Below are 26,882 nucleotides of genomic sequence, written 5' to 3' on the forward strand. Positions count from 1 at the left end.
CCGGATGGCGCGACGGCCGGAATTGTCCGCTGGTGCCATGATCGGTGCCTTTCGCCGACAGAACGCGCTCGTCAGGATCGGCAGCCTCATGCTCGTCGCCGTGCTGGTGTCAGCGCTTGCCGGGCCGCTCGTCTTGCCCTTCGGGCCGACCGACATGGTCGCGATGTCGTTGCAGCCGCCGAGCGCCGCGAACCTTCTCGGGACCGACCTGCTCGGGCGGGATGTGCTGGCCCGGACGCTGGACGCCACCCGGACCTCGCTGACCGTAGCCTTCTGTGCAATGGCCCTGTCGCTGGTCGCAGGGGCGGCGTGGGGCATGGTGGCCGGGTACAACGTTGGCTCGGTCGACACGGCGTTGATGCGGGTTCTCGACGTTCTTCAGGCGTTTCCGCCGCTCCTGCTGGCCGTGGCGCTGGTCGCCATGCTGGGAACCAGCACGTCAAATCTGATATTGACGATGTCGATCCTGTTCGTGCCGCAATTCGCGCGCGTCGCCCGTTCGGCCACGCTGCTGTTGCGCCGGCGGCAGTTCGTGCTGGCGGCGGAAGTTCTTGGCGTGTCTTCTACGCGCAACCTGCTGACCCATGTACTGCCCAACATCTCGACGCCGCTGATCATCGAGTCGACTTCGGTCATCACCGCGGCGCTGCTGACCGAATCGGCGCTGTCGTTTCTGGGCATGGGCATCCAGCCGCCAACACCGACCTGGGGCGGGATGATCGCTGAATCGACTTCCGTCATGACCCGGGCGCCATGGCTGGTCCTGGCGCCAGGGTCCGCGATCGTTCTGGTCGTGCTGGCATTCCTTCTGCTGGGCGATGGGCTCCGCGACAAATTCGATCCGAAGACGGGTAGCTGAAAATGACAGATGCCGAAGATATCCATTGGCTGCCCGCCTGGCGCCTGCGCGAGCTGGTGGTCAGCCGGAAGACGAGCGCCGAAGAGATCACCGCGCGATTGCTCGAGCGGATCAGCCGTCTCGACAGGCGTATCAACGCCTTCCTGACACTGGCCGGCGACGTCGCGATCGCCGAGGCGCGGGCGGTGGATCGGGCGATCGCCGAGGGGAGGACACCCGGCCCCCTGGCAGGCGTGCCGGTAACGATCAAGGATCAGTTCTTTACCAAGGGGCTTCGCACGACCGGCGGCTCCAAGGTGTTCGAAGACCACATTCCCGAAGAAGACAGCGTCTATGTCGCGCGCATCCGGGCAGCCGGCGGAGTGATCCTCGGCAAGACCAACACGCCGGAATTCGGCATGTACTGGCGCACCGTCGGGCTGATTTCCGGCGAATGCCGTAATCCCTGGGAACATCGGCGCACCGCAGGCGGGTCAAGCGGCGGCGCAGCGGCGGCGCTGGCGATGGGTTTCGGCCCGCTCGCGCTCGGCAGCGACGCCGGTGGCTCGATACGGCTTCCCTCGGCGCAGTGCGGCATCTTCGGCATGCTGCCGAGCTTCGGCCGCGTGCCCCGGCATGGCGGGTTCGGGTCGACGATGTTCTTCTCTTCGATCGGCCCGATGGCGCGCGACGTAAGAGACGCGGCGACGCTGCTTCAGGTTCTGGCCGGCCCGATGCCCCAGGATCCTTTCTGCCGCACCGATGCGCCGCCCGACTATCTGGCCGCGCTCGATGCGGGCATAAAAGGCGTCCGGGTCGCCTGGTGGGACAATACAGTTGCCGAAGGGTTCTCGGCTCCGGAGGTCCTGAGCGTGGTGCGCGCGTCGGCGGAAATGATCGGAACCTTCGGCGCGCGACTGGCCCCCGAACCGCTGCGGCTCGACACCGACGGAGTGGACGAGGCCTGGCGCATACTGGACTTCGTCGACCGGCGCGCCAATCTTGGCGAGGAACTGGAGCGCGACCCGTTGAGGTTCGCGCAGCTTACGCCCTATGCGCAGACCCGTTTCGAATGGGCCGCGGGCGTATCCGGGACCGAATACTCGCGCGCGATCCTGCGCCGCGCCAGGTTCATCCGCAGTCTGGAAGCGGCGTTCGGCGACTATGACCTGCTTCTGGCCCCGACTATCGGCATCACCGCCCCGGTGATCGAGACGGACAACATGACCCAGCGCATCCCGGCACTGGTGTCCTACACATTGCCTATCAATTTCGCGGGCTACTGCGCCGCCAGCGTGCCCTGCGGTTTCGTCGGCGGGCTTCCGGTCGGCCTGCAGATCATCGGGCGTCCCAACGAGGAGGCGCTCGTCCTGAGGGCGGCGCGCCAGTTCGAGCTCGCCTTTCCCTGGCGGGACATGCACCCGCCCGAACATCTGGAAGCCGCGTGATGGTCGCGGCGCCGGAACTCCTGCGGGTCGAGAATCTGCGCACCTATTTCCACTCGTCCGGCTCGGCGACGCGTGCCGTGGACGGCGTCAGCCTGTCCATCGGCGCCGGCCGGATATTGGGCGTGGTTGGCGAATCCGGATCCGGCAAGAGCGTGACCGGAGCTTCGATCATGGGACTGATCCAGCATCCCGGGCGGATCGAACCCGGAAGCCGCATCCTGTTCCGCGGGCGCGACCTGGCCACCGAGGACGAGCGCAGCTTGCGCGAACTGCGGGGCAACGAGATCGCGATGATCTTTCAGGAACCGATGACCTCGCTGAACCCGGTGTTGACCGCCGGTGCCCAGATCGCCGAGAATATCCGCCTGCACCGGAGGGTTGGTCGGCGCGAGGTCCGCGACCGCGCGATCGAACTGATGCGGCTCGTCGGCATTCCCTCGCCGGAACGGCGCGTCGACGACTATCCGCACCAGCTTTCCGGCGGCATGCGTCAACGGATCATGATCGCCATGGCGCTGGCCTGCGATCCCGCACTGCTGATCGCGGACGAGCCGACCACCGCGCTCGACGTGACGATCCAGGCGCAGATTCTCGATCTGATCCTGAGGCTGCGTGAGGAACTGGGGATGGCGGTCATGTTCATTACCCACGACTTCGGCGTCGTCGCGGAGATCTGCGACGACGTCGTGGTCATGTATGGCGGTCAGGTGGTCGAGGAAGGACCGGTCGCCGCCGTCATGACCGAACCGCGGCATCCCTATACGCGAGGCCTGATGGACTGCATTCCGCGGCTGGGAATGCGCCGAGACGAGCGGTTGAACTCGATCCCTGGCATCGTGCCGAGTCCGAAGGCCTGGCCGAGGGGCTGCCGCTTCGCAAACCGCTGCCAGCACGCCCTCGATCGCTGCGTGACCGAGGCGCCGCCGCATTTCGTCGTCGGTGCGCAGCGGGCAGCCTGTTGGCTGGCCGAAGCACGGCAGGCTGCCGCCCCAGCGCGGATTGGAGGCGCGGATGCTTGAGCCGTTGTTGACGCTGCGCGGCGTGACCAAGCATTTTCTGATCGGCCGCGGCAAGGTCGTCCAGGCTGTGGATGGCTTGGACCTCGACGTCCACGAGGGAGAGACGCTCGGCCTCGTCGGCGAATCCGGTTGCGGCAAGTCGACCGCGGCGCAGTTGATCGTCGGGTTGCACCGGGCCGACCGGGGCAGGGTGATCTTTGCCGGCGAGGACGTCGCCGGATTGAGCGGCCGCGAGCGCAAATCCGTGCGCAGGCAGATGCAGTATATTTTCCAGGACCCCAACGACTCCCTCGATCCGCGTATGCGCGTGCGCAACATCATCGGAGAGGGTCTTGTGGCGCGGGGCGGCATGGGGCGGGCGGAGCGCGACGCGCTGATCCGCGAAACGCTCGAGAAGGTGGGGCTGCGGCCCGATGCGATGGAGCGGTTTCCACATGAATTCTCCGGCGGGCAGCGGCAACGCATCGGCATTGCGCGTGCGCTGGTGCTGCGGCCGCGGCTCGTGGTCGCGGACGAGCCGATCTCGGCGCTGGACGTCTCAGTGCAGTCCCAGATACTCAACCTCATGGGCGATCTGCAGCGCGAACTCGGTCTGACTTATGTCTTCGTTGCCCACAACCTGGCCGCCGTCGGCTATGTCAGCGACCGCATCGCCGTCATGTATCTGGGTCGGATCGTTGAGATCGGCGAGACCGCCAGCGTCCTGCATGCGCCCCGCCATCCCTATACGCAGGCGCTGCTGTCGGCGATTCCCGACCCGGATGTCAGAGCAGCGAAGAAGGCGCGCATCGTCTTGCAGGGCGACGTCCCGAGTCCGATCGATCCGCCCTCCGGTTGCCGGTTCCGCACCCGCTGTCCGATGGCGCAGCAGGTCTGCTCCGAACGCGTGCCGGAACTCCGACCAGTCGCGGCAGAGGACCGCCGGGCGCACCGGACGGCCTGCCATTTCGTCGCTTCCGCGTCATGAGGCATCGTGCGACGGGAGCAGCAAACGGTGACGGGAAAGACTGAACGAGTGAACCCCCTCTGGACCCTGACAGCCACAGAAATCGCTGCGCTGGTGCGTGGAAGACAGGTGTCCGCGCGGGAGGTGGCTTCGGCGGCGCTGGCCAGGCTGGACGCCGTGAACCCCGCCATCAATGCGGTCGTCGCCTGCCGCCCCGGCGAAGTTCTGGCTGCCGCCGACGCGACGGATGCCCGCATCGCGGCGGGCGGCGATCCCGGGCCCCTGGCAGGGGTGCCGGTGACGATCAAGGTCAACATCGATCAGAAGGGCCACGCGACCACGAACGGACTTCGCGCCAACAGGGATCTGGTCGCCGATGGCAACAGCCCGGTGGTGGACAATCTCCGCGTCGCGGGCGCGACCATCCTGGGGCGCACGAACACGCCCGCCTTCTCGATGCGCTGGTTTACCGACAACCAGTTGCACGGCAGGACGCTCAACCCTCGCGACGCGTCGGTCACGCCTGGCGGGTCCTCCGGCGGCGCCGCAGCGGCCGTGGCGGCGGGGATCGGGCCGATCGCGCATGGCAACGATATCGGCGGCTCGCTGCGCTATCCCGCCTATGCCTGCGGCGTGCACGGCCTGCGGCCGACGCCGGGCCGCATCGCGGCCTTCAACGGCACGGCACCGACGGAACCTTCCATCGGCGCGCAGTTGATGTCGGTTCAAGGTCCGATAGCCCGGTGCATGAGCGACCTGCGCCTTGCGCTCGCCGCCATGAGTGCGCCCGACGCGCGCGATCCCTGGTGGGTGCCGGCGCCGCTCGGCGGCCCGGACTTTCCCCGAAGGGCGGCACTCTGTGTCCGGCCGGACGGCCTCGAGACTGAGCCCGAGGTCGAAGCGGCGCTGCGAGCGGCTTCGGCACGATTGGTCGACGACGGCTGGCAGGTGGACGAAGTCGACGCTTTGCCGCCGCTGCGCGAAATGGTCTCCCTCCAGCTCATCCTCATGTTTGGCGGCGACGACATCCGCGCGGTGCGGTCCGCGGTCTATCGTGAGGGCGATCCGGGCGCCATCAATACGATCGAGCGCGTGGTCTCGAAGCTGAAGGATGGTCCCTCGCTCGCCGACGTTTCATCGGCGTTCCGCCTGCGCGCGGCGGCCTTGCGGAAATGGCTGCAGTTCCTCGAAACCTGGCCCGCGGTGCTGATGCCGGTGTCGTCCCGCCCGCCGCTTCCCCAGGACTTCGACCTGCAAGGCCTGCACAACGGCAACCTCACTTCCGAAGCGCAGTTGACGCAGGTCTCCCTGCCGGTTCTGGGCTTACCGGCCCTTGCCGTTGCGGTGCGCGATCCCGAAAAGATACCCAGCGGCGTTCAGGTCGTCGCTAGCCGCTTTCGCGAAGACATACTGCTTGCGGCAGGGCACAGCATCACCGGTCAGGACACTCCCATACTGCCCGTCACGCCATTTGACGCGTGAATTGAAGGGGATGAATCCCTCCGCCTGGCGACGACGCGGACGGTGGAACGGGTCTGCTTGCGGAGTTACCGGAAGGAGTATCGAGTTGGCACCGGGGTGTCAGGGTACGACCCCTCGCGGCAGAACCGCATTCCCAACAAAAACCTCGAATGGAATTGGAATCGGAGGATGCGCCCTTCGTGCGCACCGACAGTGCCGGATGATCCTACGTTTTTCGCAGGATAACCGTCAAATGCCACAGCTCGAACGCGAACTCCGAGAGGCGGGTCTCGTACAAATCGTGCAGTCGCCTGTAGAACTCGTCGGCCAGTCGATCTTCGCTTTGGGGACCCCTGGCGGAGGGAGCAAGCAATTGGGTACGCAACGTCGAGTCGGCGAAGGCACGAATGTATCCCGTGTAGGCGTTCGCATATTTCTCGGGATCAGAGATCAGTCCGGCGAAGAAGTCTGTCGGATTGTGCGGTGCCGGGGTGACCTCGATCGTCACGATTTCAAAGGAGAGGAGCAAATCGTCGTCGCCCTCGATCGGCGAGCGCGCTTCCTCTGCCGTCGAAAACCAGAGCGAAAAGACAAAGCCGTCAAGGACGTCCGCATCGATCAGACCATCACGTGCCATGCTCTCGGCGACAACCTGAAGCGCCCGATAAATGCCCCGACCGGATGCCGCCGCGCCGTTGCGTTCGGCGCCGTCGGGGATCGAGCCGAGAGTGGAGACGAACAGGAATCCGCCCGGCTTCAGTTCCCTTGCCCTCAGGCGAAGGAAATTCATCCAGTCGCGCCGGGCAAGCTCAGCCATTTCCTGTCTTGCGTCACCCTGAAGGTCGGCAAACCAGACCGTGCCCGGAGACTGCAGCCTGACGGCACGGCTGAGCCAGTGGCTTGCTGCAAAGCAGGTTGCCAGATCGACAGAACTGTCGTCGGCCATTCGCTCGTAAAACGATCCGATCGACGCCTCGGTTCGCACGTTGTCGATGCCGGCGTGGTAGCCCGTCGGACCATAGACAAGCCCAAACAATGCGTTCCAGTCATTTCCAGGCTGATCCGCGTGGCAGACCACCAGCGGAGCGTCGTGAAAGCGGGCACGAAACACCTCCAATGCAGGCCGCACCGCGATGATCGCGCTCGTTCCGGGCCCGCACCCATAGTCCATCACCCGCATTTCGCGGCCGCCACGACCAACCTGCCGTGCCAACTCGCGAATTCGGGCATCGTGGCTCGAGATGATGCTCTGCTGAGCGGAGGAATGCCTGTCGTAATCTACCATGCGCTCAGTCGATTTGCGCGTTTCCAACGAGTGCTTGGGCATTGGCAGTCCTTGTGCGGTTGCTGACGCGATGCGGTCGCAGAAAAGCCGCCATGGCAAGGATGGGCGCCCGTCTGACACTTGGTGGCCTTGCAGACCCTTCGAATGATGCAGGCGTCAGCTCATGCTATGACCCAGCCAGCGAGCCTCCTCCCGAAAAACCGAGTTCCACCTCTCGGCGCCGAAATTCAGATGAGCGACGGATATTCCGGCTTGTAGACATGGGCGCGGATGAACGCGACCATGTCGTCCGGACGGCCGACACGGGCAAGGCCTGAATCGAATACGAGCTTTGCCACCCGCGCCGCGGTCTGTATCTCGGTCTCCAGGATGTTCGACTGCAGCGGGTAAAGCAGCCCCTGGTTCAGAAGTTCCGCAGGCACCTGGTCGGCGACCGCGCGCGCGGCCTCGATGAACATCTCGTCTGAGACTCGGCTGGCCTGGGTGGCGAAGATCGCCATCCCGACCGCGGGGAAAATGTAGAAGTTGTTGGCCTGTCCCGGCAGGAAGGTGGTTCCGGCGAGGTGGACCGGCGGAAACTGCACGCCCGCGGCGTAGATCGCTTTGCCTCCTGACCAGGCATAGGCCTGCTCGGCGGTACATTCGGCATGTTCGGTGGGGTTTGAAAGAGCCAGTATCACCGGCCGCTCGTTGATCGTCGATAGCGTCTCTACCACCGCCTGGGTAAAGGCACCGCCGACGGTGCTGACGCCGATGATCGTTGTCGGCTTGATACTCCGGATAGCCTCAAGGAAATCGGCCGTCGGGGCATGCGGATGCGCATATGGCCGCTGGAAGTCCACGAGGTCGGTGCGGGTCGATTCGAGCAATCCCTTGACGTCGAACATGTGCACGCGCGACTGCGCGTCCTGAAGCGACATCCCTTCCTGCGCCAATGCCGAGCAGAGCAAGTTGGCAAGGCCAATTCCGGCGGACCCTGCGCCAAGGAACAGGTACTTCTCGTCGCCAAGCTTGCTGCCCTTGAGCTTCGCAGCGTTGATCATACCCGCCAGCGTTATGCCGGCCGTTCCCTGCACATCGTCATTGTAGACACAAAATTTGTCGCGATAGCGCTGCAGCAGATGCACCGCATCGACGCCGGTCCAGTCCTCGAAATGGATACAGCATTTGGGGAACACATCCTGCACGGCCTGGACGAATTCGTCCACGAAGGAATAGAGGTCTTCGGTCGCGGGGCGCGCTTTGCGCAGGCCGAGATAGAGTGGATCGGAAAGGTATTGCTGGTTGTTCGTACCGGCGTCGAGATACATCGGCAGGAGGTACTGGGGCGGCACGCCAGCCGCGGCTGTGTAGAGTTGCAGCTTGCCGATCGGAATACCCATGCCATTGGCGCCGAGGTCGCCCAAACCGAGGATGCGGCCTCCGTCCGTGACGCAGATGAACCGAACGTCCTTCTGCGGCCAGTTCCGCAGAACGTCTTTGACCTTGCCGCGCCGCTCGATCGAGAGATACATGCCACGCGCTTGGCGATATATGTGGCCGAATTTCAGGCAGGCCTCGCCGATGGTCGGGTCGTAGATGATCGGCAGGAACCGGGCCGGGTCAGACATGATGGTCCGGTAGAATAGCGTTTCGTCGTGGTCGAGCAGATTGACGAGGTGGATGTAGCGCTCCAGGTCGGTGTTCTTGTGGCCGAGTTGCATCAACACGCGCTTGAGCTGGATGTCTTCGGTTTCGGTGACGTCAGGTACCAGCCCGACAAGGCCCAGCGCCTGCCGCTCGGCTTCGGTGAAGGCCGTGGACTTGTTGAGCGACGCGTTCTGAAGCAGTTCCATACCGCGCATGCCGGTTGCCATTGGGACGGTCTCCTTCTTGGGTCGGAATCTGACCGATGGGCGAAACCCACGTCAGGCGGACGCAACGTAGGGCTTCACCATCTTGGCCGGGTCGACGATCCGGTCGAAATCCGCCTCACTGACCAGGCCGAGTTCCAGGGCGGCCGCTTTCAACGTGAGGTCATTGTCCATCGCATGGTGCGCTACCTGAGATGCCTTGTCGTAGCCGATCACCGGCGCCAGCGCGGTCACGAGCATCAACGAGCGCTCGACGAACTCGGCGATCCGCTTTCGGTTCGGCTCGGTGCCCTCAACCAAGAACTTGCGGAAGTTGGTGCAGCTGTCCGTCAGAAGCGTGATCGAATTGGTAATGTTGAAGATGATAAGCGGCTTGTAGACATTCATCTCCAGATAGCCGCTGGCGCCGCCAAAGCCGACTGCCACGTCATTGGCCATCACCTGCACCGCCACCATGGTAAGCGCCTCGGCCTGGGTTGGATTGACCTTGCCCGGCATGATTGACGAACCCGGCTCGTTCTCCGGTATGACGAGTTCGGAGAAGCCAGCCCGCGGGCCGCAGGACATCAGACGGATGTCGTTGCCGATCTTGTACAGCGAGCCCGCCAGTGTGCGCAGCGTTCCCGAGAACTGCACAAGCGCGTCGTGAGCACCCTGTACGGCAAATTTGTTGGGCGCGCTCACGAACGGCAACCCGGTCAGAGCGGCAATCTCTGCCGCTGCGGCCTCGGCGAAACCGGGCGCCGAGTTGATGCCGGTGCCCACTGCGGTTCCGCCGAGCGCCAAGCGGTAGACCCCCTGCAAAGCACTCTCCAGCCGCTCCAGACCGTCTGCAAGCATGCCGGCATAACCCGACCATTCCTGTCCCAGGGTCAGCGGTGTCGCGTCCTGCATGTGTGTCCGGCCGATCTTGATGACGTCCTGCCAGCCTTCGGCTTTCGCCGAGATGGCGTCGTGCAAGGCCTTTAACGCCGGGAGCAGCCGCTCTTTGGCGTTCACTGCGGTCGCGACATACATCGCCGACGGAAAGGAATCGTTGGACGACTGCGCCATGTTGACATGATCGTTGGGGTGCACAGGCGTCTTGCTGCCGAGCGGCGTGCCCGCGATCTGGCAGCAGCGGTTGGAGATGACCTCGTTCACATTCATATTGAACTGCGTGCCGCTGCCCGTCATCCAGACGTGCAGCGGGAACATGTCTGCATGCTGGCCGGCAAGAATCTCGTCGCAAACCTGTACGATAAGCCCATGCTCGCGCGCGCCCAGCCGCCCGCCGGCGTGATTGGCATTGGCCGCACCTTTCTTCAGCGTGGCGTAGGCGGCGATCATCTCCCGTGGAATGAGGTCCCTGCCGATGCTGAAATGCTCCAGCGAGCGCTGGGTCTGGGCACCCCAGAGCTTGTCGGCAGGAACGTCGACTTCGCCCAGGCTGTCTCTCTCACTCCTGATGCCGGTCATCGCGCATCCCCACTATCACGTGGTGCGCGGCCTCTGCCGCGGTACGGTCAAGCTTGGCGCGCAAGTCCCGACCGGCCGCGAGGTTGACACATTTCTCGCCGTCAGCCAAACAAAAGTGGCGGCGGGCGCCGAGGTAATGCAGATGAAGCAGCTGCTCACGCAGCATTGAGCCATCGCCACGAAGGAAGTTATGTAGACAAAATGTCACCGCGGCCAGATATCGACCAGATAGCGCTTTTCTGACTTCATTGCCGCGAGCCATTTGCCAGCCGCATCGGCGTTGATTCCGCGCTTTGCGCCGCAAATCTCGATGAATGCCCGCTCGACGGCCGGGGCCATCGTTCCGGCGTCCCCGCATACATAGACGTTCGCCCCCTGATCGATCAGGTCCCAGAGTCGGTCGCTGCATTGGGCGAGGCGGTCCTGCACGTAGCATTTCATACCGTCGTCGGGCCGGGAGTAGGCCATTTGGAGCTCGACAACCCCGGCGCGCGCCATTGCCTCGAACTCGCCGGCGTAGATATGGTCCTGGTCGCGGTTCCGGCAGCCGTGGAACAGCACCGCCGGGCCGACGCTCTCACCGATGGACTTCTTTGCCGCCCGGGTCTCGAGGAAGCCACGGAACGGGGCAATGCCGGTGCCGGCACCGATCATGATCATCGGCCGCATGGCATCGTCCGGCGGGAAGAAGGGAATGCTCGGTGGGCGGATAAAGCATTCAACCTCGGTTCCGTTGGCGAGCCCCGCAAGGTAGCCGGAAGCGACGCCACAATAGGTGCCGTGCCCCGAGCGCGCGGCCCCCTTGACCACGCCCACGGTGATGCTTGCCGCCGAAGGCGAGACCAGTGGAGACGAAGATATCGAGAAGTAGCGCGGCCTGAGCAACGGGACGAGCTCGATGAAGAGGTTGAAGGGGAGCCGGCATGACGGGAAATCCTCAAGGAGGTCGATCATGGACCGATTCCTCGCCAATACTTCCTCGCGATACCTGGCGAGGCTTTCGGGGTCTTCCCCGCTCAGCGCAGCAAGTTCCGCCTTCTCGGACGGCGACTCGGCGTAGTTGACCAGCACCTCGATGTCCGACCGTCGGGCGGGATCCTGGATCGCCAAGTAACCGGACAACAGTAACCTTATCGGTACCGGCCGGTCGACCGGTAGAAAGGCCTTGCCGCCGCCGTTCATTCGGATACGGATTTGCGAATCCTCGGGAAAAGCAAAGCGCTTCAGCACGCGCTCGACCTGTTCGGCGGAGTTGCGCGGCAACACGCCCAGATGATCCCCTTCCCGATAGGTCAGTCCCTCGGGCAGGCTGAACACCACGTGCCGTGTCGAGCGATCGGATGGCTTGGGGCCGTCTTTCGTCTGGAGTTCGCGGTTCTCGATGACGGCCAGGGGACGGGCTCCGAACTCGCTTACCAACGTATCCGGCTCTGCTGTCGCCGTGAGCAGCTCCACTTCGTACCGATGACCTTTGACGAGTTCGGCGGTATCGACGGTCGCAACATGGAGGGCTGCGGCGAGAGAATCGAATAGTCCGCCGTACCAGTCCCTGAACTGGGTATCGATGTCGTCGCTCTGGTCGCCTTCGCCGCGCGGGTAGATGCGCTCGGCGCCCAGTTGCTCAAGCTTTGCGTCGATCAGCCGCGGAATCCGCTGGAACGTGTCCGCCCAATCCTTGTCGCCGCAGCCGAAAACGGTGTACCGCACACCGGAAAGGGCGCCCGGCGCAATCGAGCCCCCTTCGAGCCACGCGACGAACTTTGCCGCGTTGTCGGTCGGTGTGCCGTTGTAGGAGGCCGTGACGATCACGACGGCACCATCACCCGGCAGGCTTTCCGCTCGGGCATCAAGTTCCTCGACCCTGGAGGAATATCCGCGCGCCGTCGAGTCCTCGGCGATTCGATGAGCGATCGTTTCGCAAGTGCCGGTGTTGGATCCGAATAGCACCAGAAGGGGCGCGCGAGCGCGCATTTTCGCGGGAGCTGCCGCCTCTGTTTCGGTCTCTGGCGGTGCCGCGGCCGCCGCCCGCACCGGCACGGCGGGCCGAGCGTCGCGAGGTCGTACCTTGATGCGGAAGCCGACCGGCTTGATGGTCAGGGTCTGCCGAAGGCGCAGTTCATAGCCCATGTGGTCGACGAGTTCGAAGCGCTGAAGGATCATGGCGAGCGCGAGCACCGCCTCTTGCAGGGCAAAGTAGCGACCGATGCAGGCGCGAAAGCCAGTGCCAAAAGGCTTGTAGGCATTGGCCGGCCGGTTTGCGACCGCTTCCGGGTCAAAGCGGGAGGGGTCGAACGACTCCGGGTCCGGTCCCCAGATCGCCTTGTCCCGATGGAGCATTGGGATCAGGACCAACAGCGAGTCTTCCGGCGACACCTCGTACTTGCCCCCGATCGTGGTCTTCTCGAACGCATGGCGAGTGAAGGCAGGCGCCGTCGGCCAGATGCGCAGGGTCTCGCTGAGGATTTGGCCGACATAGCGCATCTGCCGCGCCTGATCCTGGCTCGGGGGCGATGAAAGATCGCCTCCCATCACCTCGTCCACCTCCGCATACGCTTTCGCCAGGACCTCGGGATTGTGAAGGAGGTAGTAGAGAGCAAAGGTGAGTAGGCCGCTTGTCGTCTCGTGGCCGGCGATCAGAAACGTCAGGATCTGGTAACGGATGTTGACGAGGTTGAGGGTCTCGCCAGACTGACGATCAACGCCGACCAGCATCGCATGGAGGAGGTCGGCATACCTGTCCCGATTTGGATCGGCCTGACGTTCGGCGATGAGCCGGTCAACGAGTCCGTTCATCGTCGACACGTTCTCCTGGAGCCTGCGCATAGCGCGGAAGTGAAGCTTGCGCTGGATCGGCAGTCTGCTGATATTGGCCGTTGCAAAGGCCAGCGCCTCGAGCATTGCCTGGACGAACGGCGGTGGCTCCTCGCCATAGAAGGAATTGAAGCGGTAGCTGAACGCACATAATCCGATCGTGTCGAGTGTCAGCCTCGTCATGTCGGCGGCGACGTCCACGTCCTCGGCGGGGTTGAGGCGGGACCATTTGTCGACCAACTGCATGGCGATGTCGCCCATCTCGGGCAGATAGCTGCGGACCGCCATCGCTCCGAACGAGGGCGTAAGGATGTTGTGGGCCTTCTTCCAGTTGGGTTCATGCGTCCACGCCGTGAACAGGCCGTCGCCGGCTATGGTACGCGCCTGCAGTAGGCCCGGTCCGAGAAATTTGTCGAACCGCTCGTTGTCGCAGACCTCGTCAACCAGTTCGAAGCCCGACAGGATGATGACCGAGCGTCCGCCGAGTTCGAGGCGAAAGATCGGACCGTAGACTTTCGCGAGCTCAATCATGTTGAGCAGCGGCGCGTCGCCTCTGATGTCCAGCAGATTGCCGATCACCGGGTGGCCTGGCGGTTTGGGAATCGCTTCAAATGGCGTGTGGTCGGTCATCCGAGCCTCCACATATGGACCAGTTCAGCTCAAGCAAACTATCTTGGTCAGATCGGCCATTCAATGTAAGTATAAGTCTTTAGGCGAGAAGTTGCCTTCCATGAACATGTGGTTGTGGATCTCGATCGGCCCGTGTCAGGAACTTTGCCGGGCAGATACCGCGCTTCTCGTTCCATTGCTCATCAGGAGCAGGCCGGTTCGAGTCATCACGGTGTCTCCCTTCCATTGTCACAACTAGCCTTTGCCCACCGGGAGGCTTGTCTTTCGCCCGCTCCCCGCATGCAACATGGGTGTCCTCAGCTTTGAGCCGATGCGGCTTCGAGCCCTTTCTCCGCCAGGCGCTTGAGGGTGACGCGATCGATTTTACCTGTCGCATTCAGCGGCATCCTGTCGAGGACGATGACTTCCTCGGGCGCTTTGTAGCCGACCCGGGCGCGAGTGAATTGGATCAGGGCCTGCATCGTGAGCGGCGCAGCACCCGGCTCCAGCGTGACATAGGCCCGCACGTTCTCGCCGTGCATGGCGCTCTGCACGCCGACCACGCCGGCGCTGGCCACGGCGTCGTGTTCGAGCAGCGCGGCTTCCACCTCCTGCGGGCAGATGTTCGAGCCGTCATGGACGATGATCTGCTTCTTGCGGCCGTGGAACCAAAGATAGCCGTCCTCGTCTGCGCTCATCACGTCACCAGTGTCCAGCCAGCCGTCGACAATCGTTTCCGCCGTCGCTTTCGGATCGTTCCAGTAGCCCACCATGTTGCCGGGAAATTTGATCCAGAGACGCCCGTCAACGCCGGTGGCAACCTCACGCCCGTCGTCATCCCGGAGCGAGGCCTGATAGCCCGGGCCAAGAAGTCCGACGGACCCGATCTTCGCCGCAGCCGGCGGGTTGACGGTCGGAATGCCGATCTCGGTCATACCGTAGTCCTCGTCGATCGCGATGCCGGCGAGCGCGGTGAACTCCTTCTCGAGAGCCTCGGAAACCTTGTCGCCGCCCGAATAGCACGCCTTGACCGAGGAAAAATCCGCGCGGCCAGCGCCATGATCGCGGGTCAGCGCATAAAGCGCTGACGGCAGCATCCACAGCTTGGTCGGCCGTTCCTCGCGCAACAGTGGCAGGATCTCGTCGCCGTCGAAGGTACGCGGCATGACGACCTTGCCACCGGTAGCGAACGTCATCATCGACAAATGATGGCCGCCGACGTGGGATGCCGACCCGCCGGGCATCATGATGTCGTCGGGAGCCATTTCCCAGCTCTTGGCTGCACTGGCAACGATCCAGCCCAACGTCGCGAAGCTGTGGCCCACACCCTTCGGCTTGCCGGTGCTGCCTGAGGTAAAGAAGATGATCGCGGGGTCCTCCATCTTCGGCGGAGCGAATCCGCGGGTTGGCTCGCCTTCCGTCAGCGACTTGAAGCTTGGGTCACCCCGTCCGCCATTCTCGCCATAGCTGATCTGGCCGAGCGGAAGTTTGCCCGCAAGTTTGCTTCCAGCCAGATCCTCCCGGCGTTCGTCATGGGCAAGCAGGATTTTCGCCCCGCTCACCGCAAGTGCATGGTCGATTTCCGGCGCCATGTAACGGTAGTTCAGCGGCACCGCGACAAGCCCGCATTTCATGCATGCGAAGTAATGAACCATCAACTCCGTGCGGTTCGGCATCAGAGACGCGATCCGGTCGCCCGGCGAGAGACCGAGATCGAGATAGTTGCCGGCGAGACGCGTCGAGGCGGATTCGAGCATTCGCCACGTCCAACGCCGCCGGCGTGATACGAGCGCCTCCGAATCCGGTTTCGTGGCGAGACCTTGCTTTAGTATCTCGGCGAGATCGAGGGGCGCATCCAGCGGCGGTCCGGCAATCGGCATAGCGACATCCTGATAGCCTGATCAGGAGCGTAGCCCAACCCGAAGCCTTGGTGAAGCAGCAGTTCAAGAATCGCGTTGTCGCAGGTTACCAGCCGTGCTCATTGCGGGGTTAAATCTGTGCGATCTTTGCAACATGCGACGCAGTTATAGGGCGTGGGCGTATTTCTCGACGTTGCTCTCGATGTATTGCCTGCGCTCTTCGTGTTACTTTTGTATCTGCGTCAATGATCAGAAGGGCCCCCCCCCGATACCTTCTCGCTCATTCGATCGCGAAAGATACCTGAGTTCGGTTGCGTACGCGCGTTGACCTTTGCAGGTGCTGTCGTTCTGGGTGGCGGCACCTTCTTGATTGCGGGTGCAACGACAGGCACCGCTGAGCCCGACAATTGTGTTGCGTCGGGCACCTCTTTTTCGTGCTCCGGCAATCAGAGCGAAGGCTTTACCCTTGCGGATGACGCCCAGAATTCCGGTTTGAATACTGGCGCTACCGGTATCACCGTTCAGAACCTGAGCGGCCCAAGCAGCTTCGACACGAAGTTCAACTGGACCACGGCCGCCGACAAGGCTGGCGACCGGGTTCTCAGGTTCGATTCTGGTGAAACGACTGTTTCTTACTCCGACACCGGCTCGCCAGCAGCATCGATCCTGTTCGGGAGCGCCGCCACCAACGACAGCGAAGGTGCGCGGAACCTGGAATTCTTCGTGACAGGCACATTGGCGAACTCAACCGAACAGAGCGAGTTCGGCAACGCGGTGATCTCAGTCCTCGCCCCGGGTGCGGGCGGGCAGTCGCATAGCGGCACCGACTGCTGTGGCAATGGATCGTCAGGCGGCGGCGGTGGCGGCGTCAATGTCCAGTTCAACGAGGTGTCGCCATCGGTGACAGAGATCACCGGCGCGCAGCAGGGCCTCTATTTGTTGAGCCAAGGGGCGAGTGGCGGGAACGCCGAAAACTCGGATTTTGATGATGGCGGCAATGGCGGGGACGGCGGTGGCGCCAGCGCGTTGGTCATAGGAAACATTGGAACAGTGACCATCAGGTGGATGAGGACGAGCCAGATGCGATCCCCTTCTTCACCTTCCGGCCGGATGCGTGGTGCGCCGGACGATGAGCGACGACGAGATTGCCGCGTTCCGCCGCGGCGCTACATTGAAGACGGGCTTCACGGTGGCGGGAAGCGGCGAGCCCTTCAGCCTGTCGAGCTCGCTTGATGGCTTCTCCGCAGCCAACAAGCGGCTCGGTCAGCTCTCGTCGGGGCCTGACAGCAAACAGCCACCGAAGTAGCGCTCACAGCTTCCGAGACGGATGCCACGTGCGGATCGGTGTCGGCAGCAAGCCGGCTCTTGCGGTCGGCGCGTATTCCCGCCACACGCTGACGTGGTCTTACACGTGGTGCCATACACCTCGCCTGAGCATCTGCGACGCGCCTAGACCGACATCGCAGCGCGCCCCCCAAGTCATGAGATTGTTGTTTGAGGCCTAAACATCCGCTGAAAACACAGTCAACCGTGACAAAACTGCAACGGTCCAGATCGCATCTCGATCGCTCGAACTACTCGCCATGCAGAATAGCTTCGTAATCTCCGGAGCGCGGTCCATACTGTGGCGACACGTCACATTATCTAGAGCCTTGGAGCGTCACGACAATCCCAGGGGGTTGCGATGTCTTGCGAGCGATCAGCTGCACCGATAGGTCATGTCAATCACGTCGCGACGGGACCCCGCCTCTGGGCCGAGCATCGTCGCATCGGGCTTTTTTCCCTTCTGCTGCTGCCCGCAAGCCTTGGGGGCCATGGTGCGGCGCAGGCCGCGTGCGTTTCGAACGGCAACAACGCCTACACCTGCACCGGCAGCCTCACGCAGGTGCGCGCCAACGCATCCGACTCGTTCCCGCCGGACACCGCGCAGCAGATCACGGTCGAGGATCTGACGGCGAACATCGTCAACAGCATCTTCTACGTCGCACAGAACAAGAACGACCAGCCGGTGAGCCTCACCCTGACCACGGGTAACTTCCAGGTCTCGGGAACTGCCGCGACGTCGGTGGTCCTCGTCGAGACGACAGGCTTTGCCGGCGCCGATCGCGCAACGAACACGAGCGGGACGATCACCGGCGGCACGTCGGCTGCGGGCGGCCCGGCCACGCTCACACTGTCGGGCAAGGTGGTCGGCTCCCAGGCCGAGGCCGGGCCGGCGATCTCGATGCTGTCGGCATCCGGCCGTGGCGGCAACGGCGCGGCGATGACGAGCGCTTTTCTCCCGTCGAAAGGTGGTGATGGCGGCGTGGCTGACGCCGCGGGAACGGTGACGCTGTCGCTTGCCGGCACGTCGACCGTGACGAGCCCGGGCGGCGCCGGAATTACGATGGCGAGCGTCGGCGGCAATGGCGGAAATGGCGGGGAGTCACTTTACGCAGACGGAGGGAGCGGCGCGGGCGGTGCTGCGGCCGGAGCAGTCCGGATCGACAGCGATGGCTTTCTCACAGTCACCACCTCGGGTGCAAGCGACGCGTCGGCGATCGTCGTGTTCAGCCAGGGGGGCCAAGGCGGAAACGGCGGCACGGGCGAGAGCTTCGGCGACGGCGGCAATGGCGGTGACGGCGGTATAGGTAGCTCCGTCTCAATCAACGCTGCGATCAGCGCTACCACCGTGGGATCCGATTCGGACGCGATTGTCGCGACGTCGATCGGCGGCACTGGCGGGAATGGCGGAGACGGCGGCTGGTTCGCGGGCGGTGCGCCGGGCGGCAACTCCGGTCTCGCCGGCGAAGTCGCGGTCACCATCACCAAGGGATCGATCATGACGTCCGGCGATGATTCCGGCGGCATCGTCGCGCAGTCGATCGGCGGGCGTGCCGGAGCTGCCGGAACGATCGTGTTCAGCGCGGTGGAGTTCGCGGCGAGCGGCGGCAGCGCCGGCGCAGGCGGGGCCGTGACGGTGAACAACGCGACCGTCGGCGGGGTGTCGATCACCACGATAGGTAACCAGTCGAGCGGGATCGTTGCACAGTCGATCGGCGGTGGCGGCGGCAACGGCGGCGACGGGATCGGCGCGTTCTATGCGGGAGGCAACGAAGGCAGCTATGGCGGCAACGGTGGCACCGTCATCGTCAACAACGGGGCAGGAGGCACCATCACGACGAGCGGCAACGATGCGTCCGGCATCGTCGCGCAGTCGATCGGAGGAACCGGCGGATCGGGCGGAACGTCGGGCTCGATCGTGGCGTTTGGCGGCAACGCCGGCAGCGGCGGCAGCGGCAACACCGTGACGGTGGCGAACGCGGCCACGATCCAGACCGGCATCGGCCCCTCGGGCGACGCGCCCAGCGACGCGGTGTGCCAGGAAGGCTGTTCTTTCGGCATCCTGGCCCAATCCATCGGCGGCGGCGGCGGCAATGGCGGATCGGCGAGCGGCTGGTACAGCGTTGGCGGCGCGGCGGCCGGCGGCGGCTCGGGAAACACCGTCACAGTGACCAACACCGGCGACATCACCACCAATCTCGTCGAGTCCGGCGCGATCCTGGCGCAGTCCATCGGCGGCGGCGGCGGTCGGGCGCGAGCCGCGACATCGGGCGGCGTGATCGTCGCCAGCGCGGTCGGCGGGTCAGGTGGCAAAGGTGGCAATGGCGGGGCGGTCAACATCAACAGAGCGGACATCGGGCCGTCCGACATCACGACGATCGGCGACAGTTCGCAGGCCATCCTCGCGCAATCTGTCGGTGGCGGTGGCGGCCAGGCTAACTATGCGGCCGTCGGCACGCTCGGCAGCGAAGAAGTTCCCGCGTTCTCGTTTGCAGTCGGCGGCTCGGGCGGCGCAGGCGGGGCCGGCGGGCCGGTCACGGTCTTCACGAACGGGTCGATCACGACAGAGGGCGACGATTCCGGGGCCGTCGTCGCGCAGTCGATCGGCGGCGGGGGCGGCGGCGCTGCGTACGCGTTGGCGGGCTCGGTCTTGGGCCTCGGCAACTTTACATCGGCTACGGGTGGCAGCGGTGGCTCTGGCGGATCCGCCAACAATTCGGAGATCACCAACGCCGCGGCGATCCGTACGTTTGGCGATCGTTCGGCTGGCCTTACGGCGCAATCCATCGGCGGTGGCGGGGGTGTGACCGGGCTCGACCTCTCCTCGCTCGACCTAAACAGCGGCGAGGTCACACTTGGCCTGAACGTTGGCTCCATCGGCTCCGGGGGCGGCGGGCTCTTGGCCTATGTCGAGACGGAGGCCGACGTACAGACGAGCGGCGACTACGCGACCGGTGTCATCGCCCAGTCGATCGGCGGCGGAGGGGGCGTGATCACGGTCAGCGCGCCGGCGAATAACACGACCGCAAGCATCGCCGTCGGCGGTCAGGCACGCGCCACCGGCGATGGCGGAAAGACCACCGCGAATATTGATAACGCCGCCACCGTGACCACGGACGGGCTGAACTCGATCGGCGTGATCGCACAGTCCATCGGCGCTGGAGGCGGCTTCGCCATTGGGGGGGCGGGCGTCCCAGGTACCGTCTCGGTCGGCGGCGGCGGCAACTCAAGCGGAAACGGCGAGACCGTCACGGTCAACGCCTATGGCACGGTCTCGACGGTCGGCGACGGCGGCTCGCACGGCATCCTCGCTCAATCCATCGGCGGTGGAGGCGGCTATGCGGGCACGTTCAGCGCATCCGGTGCCAGATTCGGGTCCGGGCTCGACATGTCGCAGGACAACAACACGTTCGGCGACGGCGGTGCCGTGACCGTCACCATCATCGGCTCAGTCACGACGGAGGGCGAGAGCGGTTTCGGTGTGCTCGCCCAGTCGGTCGGCGGCGGGGGCGGTGCCGCGGGCTATGCGGGCTCGACGGCGAGCGGCGCGCTCATCGGAAGCTCCGGCGGTGACGGAACTGCTGGTGTTGTAACCGTGACGGTCGACGAAGGCGCAGACGGCGTCTCAACGTCGGGCGCGGCGGCCCATGGCATCGTCGCGCAGAGCGCGGGTGGGTCGGGCACCAGCACGACGACCAACACGATGGTGAGCGTGACGGCGAACGCCGACGTCACCACCGAGGGCGCGGGCGCCTACGGCATCTTCGCGCAGAGCGTCGGCGACGGGCGCGGGGTGGTCGCGGTGACGGTCGGCGAGGGAGCCACGGTGCAGGGCGGGTCCACCACTGGCTCGACGGTCGGCGTCGGCGTCGTCATCGCCGACGGGGTGGCGAACACGATCGACAACGAGGGGACGATCACGAACGTCGCGGGGGCCGGAGGGATCGCCATCTCGTATTCGGGCGACGGCTCGCTCGGCATCACCAACAACGGCACCATCGTCGGGCAGGTGATCGACGCGACGGTGACGGCGGCGGCTCCAGGCACCGCGTCTGTGCAGTTCGGCGGCGACAGCACGATCACGCTGTTCAGCGGACCCGATGGCGAGGTGGTCACCGACGGCGTCCTCGACGTACGGCGCTTTGTGAACCGCGGCTTGCTAACCGTCGCCGGCGATAGGTCGGTGGGCGGGACGCAGATCACCGGCGACTACCGCCAGACCGGGACGGGCGTTCTGGCGCTCGACATCGACACGAGCGACGGCCGCGTCGACCGGATCGACGCGACCGGCGCCGTCAACCTCGGCGGAACGATCGAGGTCTCGCTCACGGACGTCAGCACGCCGCTGATCGGACCCCGGTCCTGGACCATCGTCACGGCCGGGGACGGGCTGACACGTGCGGAAGATTTGCTGCTCACCCGGTCTGTGGTCGCGCAATACAGCCTCGATCAGCCGTCGGCCGGCGTGCTCAACCTTGCCTACGACATCGACTTTGCCAATGCGACTGTGAAAGAGGCTCTCAACGACAACCAGGATCGCCTCGTTGACTATATCCAGGCCTCCTACGGCGAAGCGGTGCTCGACACCACGCTGGCCGAAGCCCTGTTGGACCTGGAGGATACCGCCTCCTACGCCGCGGTTGTCAATGCGATGAGCGCCGAGCTCGCACTCGATAACCAGCTCAGCGCAGTCGCTTCTGCGCAATCCTTCGGCGACAGCCTCCTGAGTTGCTCCAGCACCACCACGCAGCGCGACAAAGCCGTTCGATTCTTCGACGATGGCCAGTGTCTCTACGCTCGACTGGACGGTCACCGCTTCGATCGCGACACGACGTCGGACAGTCTCGGATTCTCGGGCTCGAGCTGGTCGCTATCAGCTGGCGGTCAGCTTGCGATTGACGAGGTCTGGAACGTCGGCGGCGCGCTTGCCTATGAGCGGACAGACATCGATTCCTCGGCCGCCGCGGCCTCCAGCAATGGCGATCTTGTGTTCGGTGGCGTTTCGCTCAAGCGGCGGTTCGGGGCATTCGAACTCTCCGCCGCCCAGAGCTTCGGCTACGGCAGCTACGACATCACGCGCAATCCCTTCCCCGGCGTAGAGGTTACCGGCGATCAGGACCAGTGGTCGGCATCGGGCCGGCTGCGGGGGGCGTACATGTTCGCCCGTGACGATTTCTACATGATGCCACGGGTGGACGTCGGATATGATCACTTCTTCTCATCTAGCTTCGTGGAGAAGGGAAACAGCGGGGTTCGCCTGGACGTGGACACCGACTCCGAGACCTACTGGAGCGTGCAGCCAGCGGTGGAGGTCGGCGCCGAGTATGCGGTCGGCGAGGGCATGCGCGTTCGCCCGAGCCTGCTGGTAGGATTGACCCAATATCTGGGCGATCCAGGCGCCAGCCTCACGGCGCGTTTCGTCGACACGCCCGAGGGCGTGCCCGGCTTCCGCGCCACCACGGACCTCGATACGACTTTCTTCGACATTGCCGGAAAGCTGGAGCTTCTCACGGCGCGCAACGCAAGTTTCCACGCCGGTGCCTTTGCACGACTGTCGGACAACACCCAGGTCTATGGCGGTATGCTCAAACTGGAGGTCGCCTTCTGACTTGGTCGGCCCAAGGCCGAGCCTGTTGGCAAACGGTATGCTATTGGCCGGGCGTGTGGTCGACGGCGGCTCGGCTCGTGACAAAGGGTAGAGCCCACCGGGACCAGGGCGCCTGGAGCACGGAAGGCGGGCACGTCGTTGGCGTACCGTGAGCTGCGAGCCCGAGTCAGTCGCTGGCCGTCGTCCCTGCGACCCACCCTGTTGCGCTGCGAGCGCGAATGCGCGGCGGTCTGTCACGCGCGAGCGCTCACGCAGTCCTTCTCGTGTCCTTCTCGACCCGCCCTGGTATGACGACGTCGTGCGGCCGATGCTCGCCGCCGCACATGCCTGCTGCCCCGAAGGCGTAGTGCTGATCAGTCTATGATTGGGGCCGAGGATCGCGACCATGCCCCAGGAACGGGCGTCTTCTCCGTGCCGTCAACCAGCGCGCCAGAGCCAGGCGCTCCGTCTTCTGGCTCAGACTGGGTATTGCCATCGAGCGCATCCGGCCCGACAATCCTCAACAGAACGGCCACCACGAGCGAATGCACCGCACTTTGAAAGCAGAGACGACCCCGCCAGCCCGCGCCAACATTCCGCGGCAACAGGCCACGTTCGACCTCTTCGTCACGGAATTCAACACCAAGCGGCCGCACGAGGCGCTCAACACAAAGGCGCCAGCCGACCTGTACGCACCGTCTTCAAGAGCCTATGCCGGCCTGCCGGATTTGCACTACCCTTTCCACGACCTAGACATTGCCGTCACCAACTGCGTCCTCATTTGCATGCACCGCAAGGGGGCACGCCGCAGCCGTCGTTTGCGCATGGTGTGGAGCATTTCGATGCCAGATGAGGCTCGATGGTGCGCCCGTGCGCATGCTTGAAGCTGCGACCAGTTCCGCCGGTTGCCTGTTGCTTACCCCGCTCCAAACGGCGTATCACCAACCGCGCAGGCTCGAATCGCTGCTCGATGAAGGTTCCGGGCAGTCATAGGCTGCGGACACACTCGGGCCTTTCTGCAACCCAGCATCCCGTAGAGATCATGCTTCAGTTTCCCTTCCAATCTCCGCCGGCGGCAGGACAAGTTACCTCGGTTGTTCCGGGGGTTCTCTGGGCGCGAATTCCCTTGCCATACCGCCTTGATCACGTGAACATCTATCTGGTGCAGGATGGCGAAAGCTGGACGCTGATCGACACCGGCATCAACACGGGTGTGGCGAAAGCGGCTTGGCTGACGCTTCTCGAGGGGCCCCTGTCGCACATCTCCGTCTCGCGCGTCATCGTCACCCATCATCATCCGGACCATATCGGACTTGCTGGATGGCTTTGCGAAAAGTTCGGCGCCGAACTGCTGACCAGCCAGACCGCCTACATGACCAGCAGGGTTATCTCCCTTGCACCGCACGAGACCGGGCTTCGCCACTATTTCGATTTCTATGTCAGCCATGGCATGAGTGAGGAGGGCGCCGGACTGGTCGCCATTCACGGTAGCGAGTATCTGATGCTCGTCGCAGAGCTGCCTCCAACCTTTCTCAGGCTTGTCCTGGCCGACAAGATCATGATCGGACGTCGTGAATTCAGGGTAGTCACCGCGGATGGACATGCCCCCGAGCAGATCCTTCTTTACTGCGAACAGGACAAGTTGCTGTTTGCAGCGGATCAGATCATCGAGAAGATCTCGCCGAACGTCAGCGTCTTCGCCGGCGAGCCCAACGGTGATCCACTCGGACATTTTCTTAGAACGCTACGCTTCATGCGCCAGGAACTGCCGGACGATGTCCTGGTTCTATCGGGGCACGGCCGTCCCTTTTATGGGCTACATGAACGTTGCCTCGAACTCGAGGCGCATCACGAAGGACGCTGTCAGCTGATCCGCGAGGCATGTACCAAATCGCCGCATTCGGTGGCGGATCTGGTACCCATCCTCTTCACTCGCACGCTCGACGCTCACCAGATGAGTTTCGCCTTCACGGAAACGCTCGCTCATGTGAACCGGCTCGTGCGAAGGTCGGAACTCGCCGCAATCAAGACCGGAGAGAAGGTCCGCTATGTCACAGCTGGGACCCGATAGCCCCGGTATGCAGGTGATGACGAAAACGATGTGTACGTCATAACCCACCAGAATCCTCCGCCTTTCTTCGAAATCGCGGAAAGCTCCAACTCTTTGCTTCTACGCAATTGACGAAGTCCACTTGCGCGCGACGACGTCGGTCTGGCCGGTTCTTATCGAAGCAGATTTGGCCCGTGATCAAGCCATCTGGTTGGGTTCGGTCCAGGCGTCGCCATTGGTTTCGCCCATTTCATCATTGCCAAGGAAGGCGATGTGGTTGGGCGTCTCCCGCGATGCTCGCCGTTGGCGTCGAAGCGGCCATAGGCGGGCTCCGGAGGAGCGGCCGAGCAACGTAGCTGCGCTATTGGCGTCTGTACCGTGCAAGCTGTCATGCCCGATGTGCAGGCACGGTGCAGGCATGGGCCTAGCCCGCTCGAACCGCTGTCGTGCATACTTTCCAACGGCGTTTGCAATAAATGGCCTTTTCATGTGCTATTAACCGTGCTCTATCTGGTCCCGGCCCGTAACGGGCGCGCTGGTGCAGGAAGGCGGTGATGCCTCCGCACCGGGTGAGCCCAAAGGCGAGGGAGGGAGATGGATAAGGCGCTGGAACGATTCACGCTGGGCGATCGGCCCACACCCGCGTTCATTCAGGAGATGCGGACACGCTATCCGACGGAGCCGGAGGTCGATCAACTATTCGTCCGCAAAATGCGGCGTCGAGCAGGTCCCGAATATGCGCGCTTGTCGATGGACGAGTTACAGGCTTGCATCGAGCGCATGCTCGAGGCGCTCGGCATCACATCCTACACGCTCGGCAATCTGCGCTGGTTCACGGGCGGCGTTTCCAAGATTCAGCTTGGCTTCGATCTCGAATGGGCCGACCCTGATATCGGCCGGCGATCCGAACGCATGGTGGTGCGCATGGATCCGAACGAGGGATCCAACACCACGAGCCGGCTGCGCGAATACGAACTTCTCAAGGCCTTCGACGGTAGCGTGCCGGTCCCTCGGCCTTTCTGGCTGGATCGCGAAGGGGACTGGTTCCCCGAACCGGCGCTCGTCTACGAGTTCGCGGAGGGGGTCACCAAGCCGACCGCCACGAGCAGCGGGCAAGTCAGCGGGATGGGCACGGTCTTCGGCCCCGAACTGCGTGCCAAACTGGCCCCGCAGTTCATGGAGCAATTGGCGCGAATTCACACGTTCGACCTCGACGCGCACCGCTTCGAAAGCATGACGGCTCCTTCGGTGGGCACGACCCAAAGTGCGGAATGGCAACTCAATCGGGCATTACGCATATGGGAGGAAGATCGCTGCGAGGACCTTCCCCTGATGGACGTGGCCGCTGCATGGCTCAAGACGAACATGCCGAAGCTCGACGTCGTCAGTGTCGTCCATGGGGACTATCGCAGCGGCAACTTCCTCTTCAATGAACAGACGGGCCGTATCAGCGCCTGGCTCGATTGGGAACGTGGGCACTTGGGCGACCGGCATCGCGATCTCGCCTGGACGACGCACCCCAGCTTCGGCCACTATGGTGAGGACGGCAGGACCTACTACATCTGCGGCCTCGTTCCACACGACGAGTTCTACGACCGTTACACCGAGGCCTCGGGTCTGAGCGTCGACCCGGCGCGGCTGGAATATTACCGCATCCTAAACTGCTTCCAGATCATCGCCTCTGTGACGGCAACGGCGACGCGTGTGGCGCGCCTCGGCAAATCGCACCAGGACGTGATGTTGACGCGCGTGAAGGGCATGGAGTCCATCACGGGACTCGAACTTGTCCGGCTGCTTAAGGAAAAGCTCTGATGGATCAGACGGATGTCGGGCTGAAATCGGTCGTCAAGGCATTGACCGACACGATCGCGGGCGCAATCGATCCCGCCGATCATCTCGCCAGGGAGCAGTTGCGGCTCGCCGCTAGCTATGTCGATTTTGTGCGCCAGCGGTTGGACTTCATCCATGCGCGCGAGCGCTATGACCTCAAGCACTATGTCTCGCTTGCAAGGCAACTGCTGTCCATCGGCCTGCCTCCGGACATGGTCACGATCGCGGAACTGCGCCTCCATCTCGATGCGGCGGAGGCGCTCCTTGGAGATCCGGATGCGCGTACGGATAGGACGCGGGCGACCGCGATGGAACTCGCCCATGCCGTGTCGCGGATCGTACAGGAGGCGCATCAAACTTCAGGGCAGCATTCAGCGGCTGTCGACCGCGCGGTGCTGTCAGCCAGCGAGGAGAAGCTGGAAATGGAGCGAATCTGGTACCAGCCCGTAGGGTTCGACCCCGCGCCACCTGTCGGGGTGCGGCTGGAAGATCGTCTGAAATAGCC

Annotated in this window: 15 protein-coding genes and 2 pseudogenes; 12 read left to right on the forward strand and 5 right to left on the reverse strand. The window is 63.9% G+C overall.

Features of this window, described 5'->3' with window-relative positions:
- The first annotated feature begins 4 nt into the window (after positions 1-4).
- Genes JN302_RS15795 through JN302_RS15815 form a run of 5 tightly spaced genes read left to right on the forward strand, consistent with a single transcriptional unit; the run spans position 5 to position 5,733 of the window.
- Positions 5-859 carry an ABC transporter permease gene (locus JN302_RS15795; RefSeq protein ID WP_202333515.1) on the forward strand — a complete coding sequence of 285 codons (855 nt, stop codon included), beginning with the start codon at positions 5-7 and terminating at the stop codon, positions 857-859.
- Between the two features lie 2 nt (positions 860-861).
- Positions 862-2,286 carry an amidase gene (locus JN302_RS15800; protein WP_202333516.1) on the forward strand — a complete coding sequence of 475 codons (1,425 nt, stop codon included), beginning with the start codon at positions 862-864 and terminating at the stop codon, positions 2,284-2,286.
- Positions 2,286-3,305 carry an ABC transporter ATP-binding protein gene (locus JN302_RS15805; protein WP_202313330.1) on the forward strand — a complete coding sequence of 340 codons (1,020 nt, stop codon included), beginning with the start codon at positions 2,286-2,288 and terminating at the stop codon, positions 3,303-3,305. Before JN302_RS15800 ends, JN302_RS15805 begins: the two co-directional genes overlap by 1 nt.
- Complete coding sequence (locus JN302_RS15810; protein WP_202313331.1) at positions 3,298-4,272, forward strand: ABC transporter ATP-binding protein; 975 nt, start codon at positions 3,298-3,300, stop codon at positions 4,270-4,272. The genes JN302_RS15805 and JN302_RS15810 overlap by 8 nt, the downstream gene beginning before the upstream one ends.
- Positions 4,273-4,320: 48 nt before the next feature.
- Entirely contained in the window at positions 4,321-5,733 is a 1,413-nt protein-coding gene (locus JN302_RS15815) for an amidase family protein (RefSeq protein ID WP_202333517.1), read from the forward strand.
- Positions 5,734-5,938: 205 nt separating this feature from the next.
- Here JN302_RS15815 and JN302_RS15820 read toward each other — a convergent pair whose 3' ends face one another.
- The 3 genes and pseudogenes from JN302_RS15820 to fumC form a co-directional block, all read right to left on the reverse strand.
- A complete protein-coding gene (locus JN302_RS15820) occupies positions 5,939-7,039 on the reverse strand; it encodes a hypothetical protein (protein ID WP_202333518.1) in 1,101 nt (366 codons plus the stop codon).
- A gap of 185 nt (positions 7,040-7,224) precedes the next feature.
- Positions 7,225-8,856: pseudogene (locus JN302_RS15825) on the reverse strand (NAD-dependent malic enzyme); the annotation flags it as partial.
- 48 nt (positions 8,857-8,904) lie between these two features.
- Positions 8,905-10,308: a class II fumarate hydratase gene (gene fumC / locus JN302_RS15830; RefSeq protein ID WP_202313335.1), complete on the reverse strand. Its 1,404-nt coding sequence runs from the start codon at positions 10,306-10,308 to the stop codon at positions 8,905-8,907.
- Here fumC and JN302_RS15835 point away from each other — a divergent pair.
- Positions 10,205-10,477: a hypothetical protein gene (locus JN302_RS15835; protein WP_202315360.1), complete on the forward strand. Its 273-nt coding sequence runs from the start codon at positions 10,205-10,207 to the stop codon at positions 10,475-10,477. The genes fumC and JN302_RS15835 overlap by 104 nt on opposite strands.
- A 35-nt stretch (positions 10,478-10,512) precedes the next feature.
- On the opposite strand, the gene JN302_RS15840 is transcribed toward JN302_RS15835, so the two are convergent.
- Both JN302_RS15840 and JN302_RS15845 read right to left on the reverse strand, forming a co-directional pair.
- The gene (locus JN302_RS15840) at positions 10,513-13,749 is read right to left on the reverse strand and encodes a bifunctional cytochrome P450/NADPH--P450 reductase (RefSeq protein WP_202333519.1); all 3,237 of its coding nucleotides are present in this window, start codon (positions 13,747-13,749) and stop codon (positions 10,513-10,515) included.
- A gap of 296 nt (positions 13,750-14,045) precedes the next feature.
- Entirely contained in the window at positions 14,046-15,608 is a 1,563-nt protein-coding gene (locus JN302_RS15845; protein ID WP_202333520.1) for a class I adenylate-forming enzyme family protein, read from the reverse strand.
- A gap of 1,108 nt (positions 15,609-16,716) precedes the next feature.
- On the opposite strand from JN302_RS15845, the gene JN302_RS39955 reads away from it, so the two are divergent.
- From JN302_RS39955 to JN302_RS15875, 6 genes and pseudogenes are all read left to right on the forward strand, one after another.
- Positions 16,717-16,893: a hypothetical protein gene (locus tag JN302_RS39955; RefSeq protein WP_202333521.1), complete on the forward strand. Its 177-nt coding sequence runs from the start codon at positions 16,717-16,719 to the stop codon at positions 16,891-16,893.
- 378 nt (positions 16,894-17,271) lie between these two features.
- Positions 17,272-22,518 (forward strand): autotransporter outer membrane beta-barrel domain-containing protein, encoded by a 5,247-nt coding sequence (locus JN302_RS15855; protein WP_202333522.1) that lies wholly within the window; start codon positions 17,272-17,274, stop codon positions 22,516-22,518.
- A 434-nt stretch (positions 22,519-22,952) separates the two neighbouring features.
- Positions 22,953-23,381, forward strand: a pseudogene (locus JN302_RS15860) (integrase core domain-containing protein); the annotation flags it as partial.
- Positions 23,382-23,467: 86 nt separating this feature from the next.
- Positions 23,468-24,568 (forward strand): MBL fold metallo-hydrolase, encoded by a 1,101-nt coding sequence (locus JN302_RS15865; RefSeq protein WP_202333523.1) that lies wholly within the window; start codon positions 23,468-23,470, stop codon positions 24,566-24,568.
- Between the two features lie 573 nt (positions 24,569-25,141).
- On the forward strand, positions 25,142-26,359 hold the full coding sequence (locus tag JN302_RS15870) for a phosphotransferase family protein (RefSeq protein WP_202313355.1): 1,218 nt from the start codon (positions 25,142-25,144) through the stop codon (positions 26,357-26,359).
- Positions 26,359-26,880 (forward strand): hypothetical protein, encoded by a 522-nt coding sequence (locus tag JN302_RS15875; RefSeq protein WP_202333524.1) that lies wholly within the window; start codon positions 26,359-26,361, stop codon positions 26,878-26,880. The genes JN302_RS15870 and JN302_RS15875 overlap by 1 nt, the downstream gene beginning before the upstream one ends.
- The last annotated feature ends 2 nt before the right edge of the window (positions 26,881-26,882 follow it).

The organism is Mesorhizobium sp. L-8-3, assembly GCF_016756615.1.
Classification (GTDB): Bacteria; Pseudomonadota; Alphaproteobacteria; order Rhizobiales; family Rhizobiaceae.